Here is a 14952-nt window from a genome sequence, read left to right as displayed (position 1 = left end):
CCGAGGCGGCCGCGAGTAGTCCGCTCCCCGCTTCGCGCACCCCCCACCTCAACCTCCGCGCAATGACGCAACGAAGGGCACGCACACAGATGGCACCCAAGACGAAGACGGCCGGCGACGGCAGCGGCCTGGTGGAGATGGCCTGGGATCCGATCACCCGGATCGTGGGCAGCCTGGGCATCCACACGAAGATCGACTTCAAGCAGAAGCGGGTCGCGGAGTGCTACAGCACGTCGTCGGTCTTCCGCGGCTACAGCGTCTTCATGCGCGGCAAGGACCCCCGCGACGCCCACTTCATCACCAGCCGCATCTGCGGGATCTGCGGCGACAACCACGCCACCTGCTCGGTGTACGCGCAGAACATGGCGTACGGCGTGAAGCCCCCGCACCTCGGCGAGTGGATCATCAACCTCGGCGAGTCCGCGGAGTACATGTTCGACCACAACATCTTCCAGGAGAACCTGGTCGGGGTCGACTACTGCGAGAAGATGGTCAAGGAGACCAACCCCGGCGTCCTCGAACTCGCCGAACGCACCGAGGCCCCGCACGCCGCGGAACACGGCTACCGCACGATCGCCGACATCATGCGCTCGCTCAACCCCCTGGAGGGCGAGTTCTACCGCGAGGCCCTCCAGGTCAGCCGCTACACGCGCGAGATGTTCTGCCTGATGGAGGGCCGCCACGTGCACCCGTCCACGCTCTACCCGGGCGGCGTCGGCACCATCGCCTCCGTACAGCTCTTCACGGACTACATGAGCCGCCTCATGCGGTACGTCGAGTTCATGAAGCGCGTCGTCCCCCTGCACGACGACCTGTTCGACTTCTTCTACGAGGCCCTGCCCGGGTACGAGGAAGTGGGCCGCCGCCGCGTCATGCTCGGCTGCTGGGGCGCGCTCAACGACCCCGAGTACTGCGACTTCACCTACGCCAACATGACCGACTGGGGACGGAAGATGTTCGTCACCCCGGGCGTCGTCGTCGACGGCAAACTGGTCACCAACGACCTCACCGAGATCAATCTCGGCATCCGCATCCTGCTGGGCAGCTCCTACTACGAGGACTGGCAGGGCCAGGAGCAGTTCGTCACCCACGACCCGCTCGGCAACCCGGTGGACCCGCGCCACCCGTGGAACCAGCACACCATCCCCGCCCCGCAGAAGCGCAACTTCGACGACAAGTACAGCTGGGTCATGTCACCCCGCTGGTTCGACGGCAAGGACCACCTCGCCCTGGACACCGGCGGCGGCCCTATCGCCCGCCTGTGGTCCACCGCCCTGTCCGGGCTCGTCGACATCGGGTACATCAAGGCCACCGGCCACAGCGTGGTCATCAACCTGCCCCGCACCATGACCAAGCCGGAGACCACCTTCGAGTGGAAGATCCCGAAGTGGTCCAACGCCCTGGAACGCAACCGCGCCCGCACCTACTTCCAGGCGTACGCCGCCGCCGTCGCCCTGCACTGCGCGGAGAAGGGCCTGGCGGAGGTCCGCGCCGGACGCACGCAGACCTGGGAGAAGTTCGAGGTCCCGGACGAGGGCATCGGCGTCGGCTTCACCGAGGCGGTCCGCGGCGTCCTCTCCCACCACATGGTGATCCGCGACGGCAAGATCGCCAACTACCACCCGTACCCGCCGACCCCCTGGAACGCCAGCACCAGGGACACCTTCGGCACGCCCGGCCCGTACGAGGACGCCGTGCAGAACACGCCCATCTTCGAGGAGAACACCCCGGAGAACTTCAAGGGCATCGACATCATGCGCGCCGTCCGCAGCTTCGACCCCTGTCTGCCCTGCGGCGTCCACATGTACGTCGGCGGCGGCAAGACCGTGAAGTCGATGCACGTGCCCACCGGCCTGAGCGGACTGGGCGGATGAGCGCGCCGACGGCGGCACGGCCCGTCAACGCCGAACAGACCGGACGCCGTGTCGAGGAGGTGCTGGACCGCCTGGCCGCGAGCGGGGACCCGGCCGCCGCCACGGCGGCGGAGGAACTCGTCCGCTCCCTGATGGACTTCTACGGTGCCGGCCTGGCCCGCATCCTCCACCTGCTGTCCTCCGCGCCCGGGAAACCGTCGGCGGGACTGCTCGGCGACGAACTGGTCGCGAGCCTGCTCGTCCTGCACGACCTGCACCCCGAGGACCGGGACACCCGCATCGTCCGCGCCCTCGACAGCGTCCGCGAACACACCCTGGACGTCGTGGACTTCGACGAGGAGAGCGGCACGCTGCGGGTGCGCGCCAGAGCGGGCGGCGGTTGCGGTTGCGGATCCGAGGCGGATGCCCGGCAGGCCGCCGAAGCGGCGCTCGCCTGCTTCGCACCAGAGGTCAGGGCCGTCGACGTGGCGACAGCACCCGCCGGGCCCACGCTCCTCCAGATCAGCACGGCACCGACGGGGGCCCGATGACCGCGGCCACCGTCGGTCTGAGAAGGTTCCTGACAGAGCGTCCGCCGCAGCCGGAGCGGTGCGAGCTGTGCGCGGTGGCGGTGCCCGAGGACCACCGCCACCTGGTCGACACCGAGAAACGCGCCCTCGTCTGCGCCTGCGCCCCCTGCGCGCTGCTGATGGAACAGCCGGGTGCCGCCGCGGGCCGCTTCCGGACGGTCCCGGGTCGCTACCTCACCGACCCCGGACACCGCCTGGACGACAGCGCGTGGGAGGCGTTGCAGATCCCGGTCGGTGTCGCCTTCCTCTTCCGCAACGCGGCGCTCGACCGGTTGGTCGCCCTCTACCCGAGCCCGGCCGGAGCCACCGAGAGCGAGCTCGAACCGGCCACCTGGGAGGAGGTCCTCGGCGGCAGCCACCTCGCCGAACTCCTCGAACCCGACGTGGAGGCGCTGCTGCTGCGCCGCACCGACGGACGCTGCGAGACCCACCTCGTGCCGATCGACATCTGCTACGAACTCGTCGGCCGCATGCGCCTGTTGTGGCAGGGCTTCGACGGCGGAGCCGAGGCACGCGCCGCTCTGGACGCGTTCTTCGCGGATGTCGCGCGCCGCGCCCGGCCCGTGGGCGAGCCGGGGGCCCCGACGAACAAGTCGTCGCGCCCGTCGGACGAGGCGGTGCGGCCATGACGGAGTTCTCCTTCGCCTGCACCGGCGTCCGCGCCGACCGCTACGCGGCCGGACCCACCCTCGTCTTCCGGCTGCGCGTCACCGCCGCCGACAACGCACGCGTGCACGCTCTCGCCCTGCGCTGCCAGATCCGCATCGAACCCGCCCGCCGCGGCTACGAGCCCGCCGAGGCCGACGGGCTGGCGGACCTCTTCGGCGAGCGCTCACGCTGGGGCAGCACCCTCCAGCCGGTGCAGTTCGCCCAGGTCTCGGTCATGGTCCCGAGCTTCACCGGAGAGATCGAGACCGACCTCGTGGTGCCCTGCACCTACGACATGGAGATCGCCGCCACCCGCTACCTCACCGCCCTCACCGACGGCGAGGTCCCCCTGCTGATGCTCTTCTCCGGCACGGCCTTCACCGGCGACGCCGGCTTCCGGGTCGAACCTGTCCCGTGGGACCGGGAGGCGGCCTTCCGGATGCCGGTCGCCGCCTGGCGGGAGATGGTCGAGCAGCACTTTCCCGGGTGCGGCTGGATCCGGCTGCCGCGCGACACCATGGACGCCCTCCTCGCCTACCGCTCCCGGCGTGCGCTGCCCTCCTGGGAAGCGACCCTCAAGGCCCTGCTCGACGGCGTCGACGACGCCGACCCGCCCGCGAGCGACCCGTTCCGCGCGCTCACCGGCACCACCGGAAGGACCGACCCGTGACCGTCACCGCGTTCGCCGCCGAGACCGAGGAGCGGTTCGCCCTCGCCCGGCAGGTGGCCGACGCCGTCCTCTTCGAGGGCTATGTGCTCTACCCGTACCGCGCATCGGCGGCCAAGAACCGGCTGCGCTGGCAGTTCGGAGTGCTCGTGCCGCCCGCCTGGGGCGCCGAGAGCGAGGAGCACGACTTCCAGCACACCGAATGCCTGATGGAACCGAAAGCGGGCGCGACCCTCTCGGTCGAGATGCGTTTCCTGCACGCCCGTCGGCGCACGGTCCAGCGGATCCGCCCGGACGGCGGCTTCGACACCGTCGCCGAACTCGACCTCGACGACCGGGTGCTGGTGCCCTGGGACGAGGGGATCGAGGAACGTGTCGAGGTGATCGCGCCGGTGGACCAACTCCTCGGCGACGGCGTCACCCACCCCTTCCGGCTCCCGGCCCGGGAGGACACCGCACCCGTCCTGGACGCGGCCGGCCGTACCGTCGGCCGACTGCTCCGGCGGCGCGAGGAGATCAGCGGGACGGTCAGGCTGTCCGCCCGCGAACTCGACGGTCCCTACCGGACCCTGCGGCTGACCGCCGTCGTCGAGAACACCAGCGACTGGACACCGCCCGAGGGCCGCGCCGCCGACCGGGACGCGGCGCTGCCGCACTCCCTGGTGGCCACCCACCTCCTCATGGCCCTCAGCGCCGGATCGTTCCTGTCGATGACCGATCCTCCCGAGTGGGCGAAGGGCGCGGTCGCCGCCTGCCGCAACCTGCACACCTGGCCCGTACTCGCCGGCGAACCCGGCCGGTCCGACCTCGTGCTGTCCTCGCCGATCATCCTGGAGGACCATCCGGCCATCGCCCCGGAGAGCCCCGGCGCGCTCTACGACGCCACCGAGATCGACGAGATCCTCGCGCTGCGCACGGCGGCCCTCACCGACGAGGAGAAACGGGAGGCCCGGGGCACCGACGAACGGGCGGCCGCCGTGATCGAACTCGCGGACTCGATGCCGGCAGAGGTGCTGGAGCGGCTGCACGGAGCGGTACGGAGGCTGCGCGAGGTGACCGGCCCCGGCCCTGTCGCCTCGACCGACGGCTTCCCCGACGAGTACGGGGTGCAGCGGCCCGACACGCCCTGGTGGGACCCCGCGAGCGACGCGGGCTTCGACCCGTCGCGGGACCGTGTGGTCGTGGACGGCCGGTCGGTGGGCCAGGGCAGCCGCGTCGAGTTGCACCCGGGCCTGCGGCACACCGACGCGCAGGACATCTTCCTGCGGGGCCGCACCGCCAAGGTCGAGGCGGTGCTGCACGACGTCGACGGCGGGGTGCACCTGGCCGTCACGGTGGAGGGCGACCCGGGTGCCGACATCCGCCGGGAGCAGGGACGCTTCCTGTACTTCCAGCCCGACGAGGTCACCCCGCTGGAGGACGACGTATGAACCACTCAGCGCGGTCGGGCCCCAGGACTCTGGTCGCCGGCATCGGCAACATCTTCCTCGGCGACGACGGCTTCGGTGTGGAGACCGCGCGCCGGCTCGCCGGGCGCGACCTGCCCGGCCACGTCGAGGTCGTGGACATCGGGGTGCGCGGCGTGCACCTCGCCTATCAGCTGCTGGACGGCTACGACACCCTTGTCCTCGTGGACGCCACGGCACGCGGCGAAGCCCCCGGCACGCTGTACGTGATCGAACACGATGTCGGCGGCCCGAACCCGTCGCCGGGCGCCCCCGCGCTGGACGGCCACCGGATGACCCCCGACACCGTCCTGGCGCTGCTGGGCACGCTCTGCGCCGGAACCGGCGCGGAGCCGCCACGCCGCGTCCTGGTCGTCGGGTGCGAACCGGCCTCGGTGGACGAACGCATCGGTCTCAGCGCGCCGGTGTCCGATGCCGTACCGGAGGCGGTCCGGCTGATCGAAGAGTTGCTGCGGAACGGTGAGCCGTCCGTGGCGCAGGCCTCAACCGCTGAGGCCCCGACATGAGGAGATACGGGATGAAGAAGATCGTCATCGGTGGAGCGGCCCTTGCCGCCATGGTCGCCATCGCCGCAGAGGTGCTGCCGGATGTCAGGCGCTATCTGCGGATCCGACGGATGTGAACCGGGGCGCCACCCCGTGCACCGTGCGGTTGCGTCGAACGGCGTACCTGCCGCCCCGTGACGGCGTGCCGGGCCCTGCGACCCGGGTGTGCAGGCCTGTAATGAACCCCGGCGGGAGCGGTCGGCGGAAGGACGAGGACCCATGCACGAGATGTCCGTCGCGCTGGCCGTCGTCGACCAGGTCGTGGAGGCCGCCGAGCGGGCCGGGGACGTCACGGCGGTGCGTTCGGTACGGCTCCAGGTGGGTGAACTGGCCGGTGTCGTACCCGATGCGCTCGCCTTCAGCTTCGAACTGGCCTGCGCCGGAACCCTGCTGGAGGGCGCCGAACTGGTCACCGAAGCGGTGCCGGGGCGGGCCCGCTGCACTCCCTGCGCACACGAATGGGCCGTCGGCATGCCGCCCCGGCTGACCTGCCCCGCGTGCGGCGGGACGCGTACCGACCTGCTCGCGGGCCGGGAACTGCAGATCGTCGACGTGCGCTGGGAGGACGGCGGCCCCGCGCACGTGCCCAACCGCGAACCGATCTCCGAGGAGCGCTGAACCATGTGCCGTGTCGCCGACCTGCGCCAAGCCGTACTCGCGAAGAACGACGCGAGCGCCCATGAACTGCGCGCCGCCCTCACGGCCCGAGGCACCGCGGTCGTCAACCTGCTGTCCAGTCCGGGCAGCGGCAAGACCGCGCTGCTGGAACAGGAACTGCTGCGGGCACGCGAGCGGTCCGTTCCCGTGGCGGCGCTCAGCGCCGATCTCGCCACCGAGAACGACGCGGTCCGCCTGGCGCGTTCGGGCGTCCCGGTCAAGCAGGTGCTCACCGACGGACTGTGCCATCTGGAGGCCGGAATGCTCGCCGGGCACCTCGACGGGTGGCTGCCCGACGACACCCGGCTGCTGTTCGTGGAGAACGTCGGCAACCTCGTCTGCCCTGCCTCCTACGACCTGGGGGAGACGCTGAGGGTCACGCTCGCCTCCGTGACGGAGGGCGAGGACAAGCCGCTCAAGTACCCCACCGCGTTCGGCCTGGCCCAGCTGGTCGTGGTCACCAAGACCGACCTCGCGGAGGCCGTCGAATTCGACGAGGTCGCGTTCCGCGCGAACGTGCAGCAGGTCAACCCGGGAGTCGAGGTGGTCATGACCTCGGCACGCCGGGGGCGGGGAGTCGGCGCGCTGCTCGACAGGGCGATGGCGGCCGTGGACGGCGCACTCGTCCACTCGCCGGTCATGGCCCGGCAGCCGCACCACCACGGTCACACGCACGCGCACCCGGAGGCCACCGGTGCCATGGCCCGCGCCCACCCGTGAGCGGTCCGCAGGCCCCGGCCCTCGTCGCCGAGGGCACGCCGCTACGGCGCCGGATCACCGTCCGGGGAGTGGTGCAGGGTGTCGGCTTCCGGCCCTACCTGTACGGCCTCGCCACCGAACTCGCCCTGGCCGGACACGTGAGCAACACTCCCGAGGGCGTCGTCGTGGAAGTCGAGGGCACGGCGTCGGCCGTGGCCGGGTTCTGTGACCGGATCGCCGCCCAGGCACCCCCACTGGCCCGCGTCGATTCCGTCGAGCACCGGGAGATGCCTCCCGTCGGTGGCACCGCGTTCACCATCCTGGCCTCCCGCGCCGACGGACGGGCCCGCACCCTGGTCTCCCCGGACTCCGCCACCTGCGCCGACTGCCTCGCCGAGCTGGCCGACCCGGCGGACCGGCGCCACCGCCACCCGTTCGTCAACTGCACCCACTGCGGCCCGCGCTTCACGATCGTCACCGGCGTGCCCTACGACCGTGCCGGCACGACCATGGCGGGCTTCACGATGTGCCCCGACTGCGCCCGCGAGTACGCGGATCCGGCCGACCGACGTTTTCACGCGCAGCCGGTCGCCTGCCCGGCCTGCGGGCCGCGGCTGCGGCTGGTCGCCGGACAGGAGCCGGGGCGCAGGGGTGTCGGCGAGGCGGACCCGGTCACCGAGGCACGCGCACTGCTGAGGCGGGGCGCGATCCTCGCCGTGAAGGGCCTGGGTGGCTACCACCTGGCCTGCGACGCCACGAACCAGGCGACCGTCGCCCTGCTACGGCGCCGGAAGGCGCGCGGGGACAAGCCGTTCGCCGTCATGGCCAGGACGGCTGACGATGTCCGGCACCTCGTGCGGCTGAGCCCCGAGGAGCGGAACCTGCTCGAGGACCGGGCCAGACCGGTCGTACTGGTCAGGCGCCGTCCGCACGCTCTGGGGGATCCGTGGCCCGCCGAGGCCGTCGCGCCCGGCAGCCCCGATCTCGGCGTGATGCTGCCGTACACGCCCCTGCACCATCTGCTGCTCGGCCTGCCCGGTGACGCGGACGGTCCCCGGCTGCTCGTCATGACCAGCGGCAACGTGTCCGGTGAGCCGATCGTCACCGACGACACCGAGGCGCTGGAGCGGCTCGCGCACCTGGCCGACGCCTGGCTCACACACGACCGGCCGATCCACGTCCCGTGCGACGACTCCGTGGTCCGGGTCTGCGACGGGCAGCCGCTGATGATCCGCCGTTCGCGTGGTCACGCGCCGTTGCCGCTCACCCTCCCGCTGCCCGTGCGGCCGGCCCTCGCCGTCGGCGGAGACCTGAAGAACGTCTTCTGCCTGGGGTCGGGCCGCCAGGCCTGGCTGTCGGCGCACATCGGCGACATGGACGACGTCGGCACGCAGCGGGCCTTCGAGCGCGCGGCGGCGCAGTTGGAGTCGATCACGGGAGTACGGCCCGAGACCCTGGCCTCCGACCGGCATCCGGGCTACCGCTCCGCCGGATGGGCCGACCGCAACGCGGCACACCGGCCCGTCGTGCGTGTCCAGCACCATCACGCGCACGTCGCCGCCGCGATGGCGGAACACGGGCTGGACGGCGCCCGGCCGGTGATCGGCGTCGCCTTCGACGGCACGGGCCACGGCGACGACGGCGCTGTCTGGGGCGGCGAGTTCCTGCTCGCCGACTACGACCGCTTCACCCGGTTCGGGCACCTCGCGTACGTCCCGATGCCCGGTGGCGACGCCGCGGTGCGTCGGCCGTACCGCATGGCGCTGGCCCACCTGAGGACGGCCGGGATCGGCTGGTCCGACGATCTCGCCTGTACCGCCGCCTGCCCGCCCGACGAACTCCGCGTCCTGGAGCGGCAGTTGCAGCGTGGTCTGAACTGTGTCCCCACGTCCAGCATGGGCCGGCTCTTCGACGCCGTGTCCTCGCTGGCCGGTGTGTGCCACCGAGCCGGATACGAGGCGCAGGCCGCCGTCGAGCTGGAGGGCGCGGCTCTGCGCGCCCCGGCCGGCGACACCACGGCGTACGCCTTCGCCCTGCACGCGTCGGAGGAGAGCGGGGGCGGCGCCGTACGGGCCGATCCGGCACCCGTATTCGCGGCGATCGTCCGTGACCTGCGTGCGGGCATCGGGGCGGCCCTCGTCGCGGCTCGCTTCCACCGGGGTGTGGTCGCTCTGGTGCACGCGATGTGCGTGCTGGCGCGCGAGCGGCACGGTCTGGACACGGTGGCCCTGACGGGAGGCGTGTTCGCCAACACGCTGCTCTCCTCGGCCTGCGCCACCGGCCTGCGCGAGGACGGCTTCACGGTCCTGCGGCACCACCTGGTGCCGCCCAACGACGGCGGCCTGGCGCTGGGCCAGCTGATGGTGGCCGCCCGGACCACACCCACACCCGCGCCCACCGACTGAGCGACGCGCGACCCACAGCGAGGAGAGGCTCATGTGCCTGGCGGTACCCGGCAGAGTGCTGGACATCGAGGAACGGGACGGCACCCGGATGGCCACCGTCGACTTCGGCGGTGTCGTCAAGGAGGTGTGTCTGGAGTATCTGCCCGACCTTCAGGTCGGCGAGTACGCCATCGTCCACGTCGGGTTCGCCCTGCAACGGCTGGACGAGGAATCGGCGCGCCAGACGCTCGAACTTTTCGCCGAACTCGGCATGTTGCAGGAGGAGTTCGGCGACCCCTGGGAGATGGCGGCGGTGGAGGCGGGCGTGGACCCGGCGGAAGAGGTGCGCAACCAGTGAAGTACATCGACGAGTTCCAGGACCCCGAGCTGGCGCGTCGGCTCCTCGACGACATCCACGCCACGGTGACCAGGCCGTGGGCGCTGATGGAGGTGTGCGGAGGGCAGACGCACAGCATCATCCGGCACGGCATCGACCAACTCCTGCCGGATCAGGTCGAGTTGATCCACGGGCCGGGCTGCCCGGTGTGCGTGACCCCGCTAGAGGTGATCGACAAGGCGCTGGAGATCGCCTCGCGGCCGGAGGTGATCTTCTGCTCCTTCGGAGACATGCTGCGTGTGCCGGGCACCGGCCGGGACCTGTTCCAGGTCCGTGGGGAAGGCGGTGACGTGCGTGTCGTCTACTCGCCGCTCGACGCGCTGCGGATCGCGCAGCAGAACCCGGACCGTGAGGTGGTGTTCTTCGGCATCGGCTTCGAGACGACGGCACCCCCCAACGCCATGACGGTCCATCAGGCCCGGAAGCTGGGCATCAAGAACTTCAGCATGCTCGTGTCCCACGTCCGCGTGCCCCCGGCCATCGAGGCGATCATGTCCTCGCCGAAGTGCCGTGTTCAGGGCTTTCTCGCGGCGGGGCACGTCTGCAGCGTGATGGGAGTGGGGGAGTACCCGGGACTCGCGGAGCGTTTCCGCGTGCCGATCGTCGTGACCGGCTTCGAGCCACTGGACATCCTCGAAGGCGTACGCCGGGCCGTCCACCAGCTGGAACGCGGCGAGCACACCGTCGACAACGCCTACGCCCGCGCCGTCCGCCCGGAGGGCAACCCCGCCGCACGAGCCATGCTGGAGGACGTCTTCGAGGTCACCGACCGCGCATGGCGCGGTATCGGGGTGATCCCCGGCAGCGGGTGGCGGCTGGCGTCGAAGTACCGCGACCACGATGCCGAGCACCGCTTCGCGGTCGGCGGGATCCGGACCGCCGAACCCGCCGAGTGCCGTAGCGGAGAGGTCCTGCAGGGGCTGCTCAAGCCGCACGAGTGCGAGGCCTTCGGCACCCTGTGCACCCCTCGTACGCCGCTGGGGGCCACGATGGTCTCCAGCGAGGGCGCCTGCGCGGCGTACTACCTCTACCGGCGCCTGGACCTGCCCACCACCACGACGGTCCGGGAGGCGAGCCCCGTTGTTTGACACCACCGATCTCACCGCCCCCGCCGCCCTGGACATCGAGGCATGGACCTGTCCGGCACCGGTGCGGGACCGGCCGCGTGTCGTGATGGGCCACGGCGGAGGCGGAGTCCTGTCCGCCGAACTGGTCCAGCAGATCTTCGCACCGGCCTTCGGGGGCGAGGTGCTGGCCCAGATGGGTGATGCCGCCGTCCTCGCGCTGGGTGGAGCCCGGCTGGCGTTCTCCACCGACTCGTACGTGGTACGGCCGCTGTTCTTCCCCGGTGGCAGCATCGGCGACCTGGCGGTCAACGGAACCGTCAACGACCTCGCCATGAGCGGTGCCCGTGCCGCCTACCTCTCCTGCGGATTCATCCTGGAGGAGGGCGTCGAGCTGGACGTGGTCACCCGGGTGTCCCAGGCGCTGGGTGCGGCCGCGCGCACCGCCGGTGTGGAGGTGGCCACCGGCGACACCAAGGTGGTGGAGGCAGGCCACGGCGACGGGATCTTCATCAACACGGCGGGCATCGGACTCGTCCCGGCGGGCGTGGACCTGCGTCCCCAGCGGGTCGTCCCGGGCGACGTGGTGATCGTCAGCGGCGCCATCGGTGTCCACGGGATCGCGATCATGAGCGTGCGCGAGGGCCTGGAATTCGGTGTGGAGATCAAGAGCGACTGCGCGGCGCTCGGCGGCCTCGTCGACGCCATGCTCGCCGTCACCCCTGATCTGCACGTCCTGCGCGACCCCACCCGAGGCGGCCTGGCGGCCGCGCTCAACGAGATCGCAGCGGCCTCCGGGGCAGGGGTGGTGATCCGGGAACGCGACGTCCCGGTGCCGTCGGCCGTGGCCAATGCCTGCGCCATTCTCGGACTGGACCCCATGTACATCGCCAACGAGGGCAAGCTCGTGGCCTTCGTCCCGCGCGAGCACGCCGACGCCGTCCTCGAGGCGATGCGAGCCCATCCTCTGGGCGCCGACTCCGTGATCATCGGTGAGGCCGTCGAGGCGCATCCCGGCATGGTCGTGGCCCGCACCGGACTGGGGGGAACACGGGTGGTCGATCTGCCGATCGGGGAACAGCTGCCGCGGATCTGCTGACACGACACGGGCCTCGCTGCCTCGCGCGGCGAGGAGCCGACCGTTCGCGGGCGCCGAAAAGCCCTAGGGCTGCCCCAGGCCGCTTCTGATGGCTCTTGGTCGGAGATCATCCGGCCGATCGGCGCCGCGCGAGGTGACTCGTGAGGCGCTGCTGCCTCACCGGACTCGTCCGTAACCGCTCACGAACGGCTTCAAGAGCCGTCAGAAACGGCCTAGCCCAGGCCTAGCCCTGCCGACGGCCGGACGGCGGGGAGGGCGGTGAGTCCTGCGGGTCCACGCCGGTCGAGGAGGAAGCGTCCCTGGTGCCGCTGGGACGCTGGGACCGGCCCCTGCGTCCGGTGTCGTGTCGGCCCTTCTCGTCCGAGTCGCCGTATTCCTCGCCGCGTGCCCCGTGGCTCTTCACCGTGTCACCAGGGACGGCCTTCTTCTCCTCCGCGGACTTCGTCCGGCCCCGGCCCCGTTCCTCGGCGTGCTCGGCCGCACGGAAGGAGCGGTGGGCGCTCGGATTGTCCTGCTGGTGTGTCTCGTCCACATCGGGCGACCAGCCGTGTTGTTCGGTGCCCTCGTGACGGCTCGGGCCCTTTCCGTGCGGTGGCTCGGACGAACGTGATTTCTTCGACATGGCCGACCTGCCTGTTCATGGTCGATGGGGACGCCGGTCGTGCGTCGCCGCGATGGTTCAAGTATCCCTTCTTGTAATATTTCGGGCATATTGCGCCTGTGTCGAAGTCCGTCGCTCACGCGGCGCAGAGGTGGCTACTGCGCAGCGTGAGGCGCCGCTGCCGCTGCAGGGCCGCGCCGATGTGCTGCGGCCGAGGCAGAGCGCGATCCGTCAGTCATGTCGGCCGACGTTGAGCCGGGCGGCCTGGCGCGTCAGGTGGTCACGCTCGGCGAGGTTGGGTGCCTTCCGGGCCGCCTCGGCATACAGCTGAGCGGCCCTCGCCAGGTCGCCGTCGCGCTCGTGGAGGTACGCCGCCACCGCTGTGTGACGCGGCAGTGAGTCGTCCAGTGCCGCGAGCGCCGCCAGGCCGGCGCGTGGTCCGTCTGCCTCACCCACGGCCACGGCGCGGTTCAGCCGGACGACCGGGCTGTCGGTCAGGCGCGCGAGCTCGTCGTACCACTCGACGATCTGCACCCAGTCGGTCTCCTCGGCTGTGCGTGCGTCGGCGTGGAGTGCCGCGACGGCGGCCTGGGCCTGGAACTCGCCCAGCCGGTCCCGGGCGAGGGCCGCCTGCAGGATCTCGACGCCCTCGACGATCGACTTCGTGTCCCACCGGCCGCGGTCCTGCTCGGCGAGCGGCACCAGGCTGCCGTCGGGCGTGGTCCGGGCGGCGCGCCGGGCGTGGTGGAGCAGCATGAGGGCGAGCAGCCCTGCCACCTCGGGGTGGTCGATCGCGGCCGCGAGCTGCCGGGTGAGCCGGATGGCCTCGGCGGCGAGGTCGACGTCGCCGGAGTAGCCCTCGTTGAAGACCAGGTAGAGGACGCGCAACACGGTGGCGACGTCGCCGGGCTGGTCGAAGCGTATTCCGGAGACGGTGCGCTTGGCCCGGCTGATGCGCTGCGCCATGGTCGCCTCGGGCACCAGATAGGCCTGGGCGATCTGGCGGGTGGTCAGCCCGCCGACGGCGCGCAAGGTGAGCGCGACCGCGGAGGACGGTGTCAACGACGGGTGGGCGCACAGGAAGTAGAGCTGAAGGGTGTCGTCCACCCCGGGGGCGGGGCCGGGCGTCGGCTCCTCGTCGACGAGGCCCTCACGCCGGCGGCGGGCGGCGTCCGCGCGGGTCGCGTCGAGGAACTTGCGCCAGGCCACGGTGACCAGCCAGCCCTTGGCGTCCCGTGGCGGGTCGGCGGGCCACACGCGGACCGCCTCGATCAGCGCCTCCTGTACGGCGTCCTCGGCCGCCGCGAAGTCGGCTCCGCGGCGGACGAGGACGGCGAGCACGCTCGGTGTGAGGCTCCGGAGCAGGGCCTCGTTCATCGGTGAGGTCACTCCGTGATGGTGGGCGGCGCGGTCAGGAACGGGCGCAGTTCCAGCCACTCATGGATCGGCTTCCCGCCCGCCCCGGGGGCCGCCGACAGCTCTCCGGCCAGCGCGACGGCACGCTCGTAGCTGTCGACGTCGATCACCATCCAGCCGGCGATCAGGTCCTTCGTCTCGGCGAACGGGCCGTCGGTGACCGGCGGGCGTCCCTGGCCGTCGTAGCGGACGAACGTCCCCTCGGGGGCGAGCGCCTGACCGTCGACGAACTCGCCGGTCTTCTCCAGCCGGTCCGCGAAGTCCTGCATGTACTGCATGTGGGCCGAGATCTCCTCCGGCGTCCACCGGTCCATGGGTACGTCGTTCACTGCGGCCGGTGCGCCGCGGTAGTGCTTGAGCAACAGGTACTTGGCCATGGTCGTTCTCCTTGGTGCTGATGCGGCCCATTGTGGTCGCGTTCACGGCGGGGACGGAGCCGGGCGCGGGTTCTCGACATCGGCGGCCAAGTTTTTTTGGGGTTCTGGTGGATGCACCCGGGTGAGCCGTCTTCTGGCAGGTACCTGCCGACGGGTCGAGAGGGAGCCGCAGGGTGAGTGGCCGGCGTGCACGTGCCCGAAATGGCCTGGGAACGCCTGTAAGGATCAGCATCGTATGCAAGAAAAAAGTGGTGAAGCGGGTCAGCGGGAGCGGAATGCCGGCAGTGTCGAATTCCATTCGCGTCGTACAGTCGAGCGCTTTTCCATCCAGCTCCCGGGGGTGAGGCATCGCGGCACTCGGTTGTCGGGCGCCGGTCGAGGCCAAAGCGGCGGCCCGTCCGCCGATCCTCGAAGGACGCCCGCCCGCGACCGCCGAACCGTGCGCCGGGTGTGACGAGTTCAGCCGGGCGGTCGGGCGCCGGAGCGGCA

Annotated in this window: 16 protein-coding genes; 13 read left to right on the top strand and 3 right to left on the bottom strand. The window is 71.3% G+C overall.

Annotated elements, in window-relative coordinates; genetic code table 11:
- Positions 1 to 89 precede the first annotated feature (89 nt).
- The 13 genes from OG858_RS01970 to hypE all read left to right on the top strand — a co-directional run bounded on the left by OG858_RS01970 (position 90) and on the right by hypE (position 12069).
- A complete protein-coding gene (locus OG858_RS01970; protein WP_037692601.1) occupies positions 90 to 1874 on the top strand; it encodes a nickel-dependent hydrogenase large subunit in 1785 nt (594 codons plus the stop codon).
- Positions 1871 to 2404 (top strand): hypothetical protein, encoded by a 534-nt coding sequence (locus OG858_RS01965; RefSeq protein ID WP_086750720.1) that lies wholly within the window; start codon positions 1871 to 1873, stop codon positions 2402 to 2404. The genes OG858_RS01970 and OG858_RS01965 overlap by 4 nt, the downstream gene beginning before the upstream one ends.
- Positions 2401 to 3072, top strand: coding sequence for a DUF5947 family protein (locus tag OG858_RS01960; RefSeq protein WP_086750721.1), 672 nt, complete (start codon positions 2401 to 2403; stop codon positions 3070 to 3072). The genes OG858_RS01965 and OG858_RS01960 overlap by 4 nt, the downstream gene beginning before the upstream one ends.
- Entirely contained in the window at positions 3069 to 3761 is a 693-nt protein-coding gene (locus OG858_RS01955) for a DUF6084 family protein (protein ID WP_086750722.1), read from the top strand. The genes OG858_RS01960 and OG858_RS01955 overlap by 4 nt, the downstream gene beginning before the upstream one ends.
- Positions 3758 to 5188 carry a hypothetical protein gene (locus tag OG858_RS01950; protein WP_328545194.1) on the top strand — a complete coding sequence of 477 codons (1431 nt, stop codon included), beginning with the start codon at positions 3758 to 3760 and terminating at the stop codon, positions 5186 to 5188. The genes OG858_RS01955 and OG858_RS01950 overlap by 4 nt, the downstream gene beginning before the upstream one ends.
- Positions 5185 to 5730: a hydrogenase maturation protease gene (locus tag OG858_RS01945; RefSeq protein ID WP_328545195.1), complete on the top strand. Its 546-nt coding sequence runs from the start codon at positions 5185 to 5187 to the stop codon at positions 5728 to 5730. Before OG858_RS01950 ends, OG858_RS01945 begins: the two co-directional genes overlap by 4 nt.
- An 11-nt stretch (positions 5731 to 5741) precedes the next feature.
- Complete coding sequence (locus tag OG858_RS48045; RefSeq protein WP_373420869.1) at positions 5742 to 5846, top strand: DUF6893 family small protein; 105 nt, start codon at positions 5742 to 5744, stop codon at positions 5844 to 5846.
- Positions 5847 to 5988: 142 nt separating this feature from the next.
- Entirely contained in the window at positions 5989 to 6387 is a 399-nt protein-coding gene (locus OG858_RS01940) for a hydrogenase maturation nickel metallochaperone HypA/HybF (RefSeq protein WP_328545196.1), read from the top strand.
- Between the two features lie 3 nt (positions 6388 to 6390).
- Positions 6391 to 7146 carry a hydrogenase nickel incorporation protein HypB gene (hypB, locus tag OG858_RS01935; RefSeq protein ID WP_328545197.1) on the top strand — a complete coding sequence of 252 codons (756 nt, stop codon included), beginning with the start codon at positions 6391 to 6393 and terminating at the stop codon, positions 7144 to 7146.
- Positions 7143 to 9530, top strand: coding sequence for a carbamoyltransferase HypF (hypF, locus tag OG858_RS01930; protein ID WP_319269251.1), 2388 nt, complete (start codon positions 7143 to 7145; stop codon positions 9528 to 9530). The genes hypB and hypF overlap by 4 nt, the downstream gene beginning before the upstream one ends.
- 31 nt (positions 9531 to 9561) lie before the next feature.
- Positions 9562 to 9867 carry a HypC/HybG/HupF family hydrogenase formation chaperone gene (locus OG858_RS01925; RefSeq protein ID WP_086750728.1) on the top strand — a complete coding sequence of 102 codons (306 nt, stop codon included), beginning with the start codon at positions 9562 to 9564 and terminating at the stop codon, positions 9865 to 9867.
- Positions 9864 to 10994, top strand: coding sequence for a hydrogenase formation protein HypD (gene hypD, locus OG858_RS01920; protein WP_319269254.1), 1131 nt, complete (start codon positions 9864 to 9866; stop codon positions 10992 to 10994). The genes OG858_RS01925 and hypD overlap by 4 nt, the downstream gene beginning before the upstream one ends.
- Positions 10987 to 12069 carry a hydrogenase expression/formation protein HypE gene (gene hypE, locus OG858_RS01915; RefSeq protein WP_328545198.1) on the top strand — a complete coding sequence of 361 codons (1083 nt, stop codon included), beginning with the start codon at positions 10987 to 10989 and terminating at the stop codon, positions 12067 to 12069. The genes hypD and hypE overlap by 8 nt, the downstream gene beginning before the upstream one ends.
- Positions 12070 to 12292: 223 nt before the next feature.
- Here hypE and OG858_RS01910 read toward each other — a convergent pair whose 3' ends face one another.
- The 3 genes from OG858_RS01910 to OG858_RS01900 all read right to left on the bottom strand — a co-directional run bounded on the left by OG858_RS01910 (position 12293) and on the right by OG858_RS01900 (position 14463).
- The gene (locus OG858_RS01910) at positions 12293 to 12691 is read right to left on the bottom strand and encodes a hypothetical protein (protein WP_086750731.1); all 399 of its coding nucleotides are present in this window, start codon (positions 12689 to 12691) and stop codon (positions 12293 to 12295) included.
- A 210-nt stretch (positions 12692 to 12901) separates the two neighbouring features.
- Positions 12902 to 14047, bottom strand: coding sequence for an RNA polymerase sigma factor (locus tag OG858_RS01905; RefSeq protein ID WP_319269265.1), 1146 nt, complete (start codon positions 14045 to 14047; stop codon positions 12902 to 12904).
- An 8-nt stretch (positions 14048 to 14055) separates the two neighbouring features.
- Positions 14056 to 14463 carry a YciI family protein gene (locus OG858_RS01900; RefSeq protein ID WP_328545199.1) on the bottom strand — a complete coding sequence of 136 codons (408 nt, stop codon included), beginning with the start codon at positions 14461 to 14463 and terminating at the stop codon, positions 14056 to 14058.
- Between the last annotated feature and the right edge of the window lie 489 nt (positions 14464 to 14952).

Origin of the sequence: Streptomyces europaeiscabiei (assembly GCF_036346855.1) — a bacterium.
In the GTDB taxonomy this organism is placed as follows: domain Bacteria; phylum Actinomycetota; class Actinomycetes; order Streptomycetales; family Streptomycetaceae; genus Streptomyces; species Streptomyces europaeiscabiei.
Note: the sequence above shows the minus strand (reverse complement) of the source record. Positions and strands in the feature narration are given on the sequence as shown.